This is a genomic window from Pedobacter sp. (genome assembly GCF_045628745.1).
Taxonomy (GTDB): Bacteria; Bacteroidota; Bacteroidia; order Sphingobacteriales; family Sphingobacteriaceae; genus Pedobacter.
On record NZ_JAZQPU010000268.1, the window covers coordinates 1 to 1763 of the forward strand.

At 37.4% G+C, this 1763-nt stretch carries 1 protein-coding gene; it reads left to right on the forward strand.

Features of this window, described 5'->3' with window-relative positions:
• The first annotated feature begins 179 nt into the window (after window positions 1–179).
• On the forward strand, window positions 180–1139 hold the full coding sequence (locus ACR2F7_RS10185; protein WP_432713463.1) for a hypothetical protein: 960 nt from the start codon (window positions 180–182) through the stop codon (window positions 1137–1139).
• Window positions 1140–1763: the final 624 nt, after the last annotated feature.

Consider the following 1763-nt stretch of genomic DNA (forward strand, 5'->3'; position numbering starts at 1 on the left):
CTCAAAATTCAAAGAACAGCTTGAAGAAACAGTAAAATGGTTTAAAAAAGAGTATTTAAAATAATTTTAAATTATTTAATAATTATTTTAAATTTAGTATTTATTTAAAAAATTTTAATTTATTACTAATTATTTAAAAAATTTAATTATTTTTAAAATATTATATATTATCTGATTTTATGAAAATTGAAGTATTAGATACTACATTAAGAGATGGAGAGCAAACTCCAGGAATTAGTTTAACAAAAAATAAAAAGCTTAGGATAGCTACTAAATTAGATGAAATAGGAGTAAACTCTATTGAAGCAGGTTCTGCTATTACATCATCTGGTGAACGTGAAGCTATTAAAGAAATTACTTCTCAAGGTTTTAATGCAGAAATCGTTAGTTTTGCAAGAACTTTAAAAAAAGATATTGATTTCTGTATTGAATGTGATGTTGATGGAGTTAATATTGTAGTACCTACTTCAGATTTACATTTAAAATATAAACTTAAAAAAACTCAAGAAGAAATGCTTAATCAAGCTGTAGATGTTATTGAGTATACTAAAGATCATGGTTTAAATGTAGAGATTTTAGCTGAAGATTCTACAAGAGCGGATATTAATTATTTAAATGATTTATTTAAAGCAACTATTGAAGCAGGTGCAGATAGAATTTGTCCTTGTGATACTGTAGGTTTACTTACACCTCTCAAATCATTTAATTTTTATAAAGAATTTACTAATTTAGGTGTTCCTGTAAGTGTGCATTGTCATAATGACTTTGGTCTTGCAGTTGCAAATACTTTATCTGCTATTGATGGTGGAGCTACAAGATTCCATGGAACTATTAATGGAATTGGTGAGCGTGCAGGTAATGCGGCTATTGAAGAAGTTATTCTTGGATTAGATACCTTATACACTAACCATTCATCTAATGAAAAGAAAACACAATTCAACATACATGTCCTAAATCGTTGGTGGCGTGGTTGGACTTGGCGTGTGTCCTGGGGGAGAGACTCCTCCATGGCCACTACGGCCTACTCCCGAGGGGGGAGGGCTACGGCCACTGTCCATGGCCTAGTATTGTTGTCACAGGGTTTATGGGGGTTTAGCGTATGGTTGAATTTTTGTTGTTCCTATCCAGGCCACCAATAACGAGCAACGAGAAACGAGTGCCGCTTTCTCGTTGTCGGAAAACGAAAAAGTGGCAGCCACCGGTTAAAGCGGTTATATCAGACAATGAGTGAAAAATAATGAAAGCATCGGTGGTTTGGTGGCATTGAATCTATCGTTCTTTTGATTTTTCGATGTTTTCCAGTGCCGGTTTACGGTTTTCGGAATTCCTTTTTCCAGAGTTTGGAAAGCGGCGACAGGTCGCGGCCGGAGAGTTCGAGTTGGACAGACAATTGCCTAAAATAGGTGTGGGCGAATTAGTGCAGCCAGTCAACCAACAATTGAATATAGTTTACCGCTTCTTGTTGCTCGTTATTGGTCAACGTCAAAGGAGGGAGCCAACATCAAAGGTTGTCCCACGAGGCGGCCGTCCTTATTCCCGGCTGTGCGGGATCAGATCACAGATAAAAGATGCGTGCTATAACATACAGCTCGCCATCCATGTGGCGGACGGCCTTCGGAGTTACCGACCGTTGGCACCAATTGCAACGCCCGGTACTAATAGCCGCCAGTGGGCTTTGAACTGGCTCGGAGGATCTTTCGAAGACTGCGAAAGAAAAATAAAAAGCCTAGTTCTGCAGGACTGGACTGATTATTGGAGAGAAG

What these genes read in the sequence shown, in the direction of transcription:
- ACR2F7_RS10185 (WP_432713463.1), top strand. Translation starts at nt 180, where the DNA reads ATGAAAATTGAAGTATTAGATACTACATTAAGAGATGGAGAGCAAACT.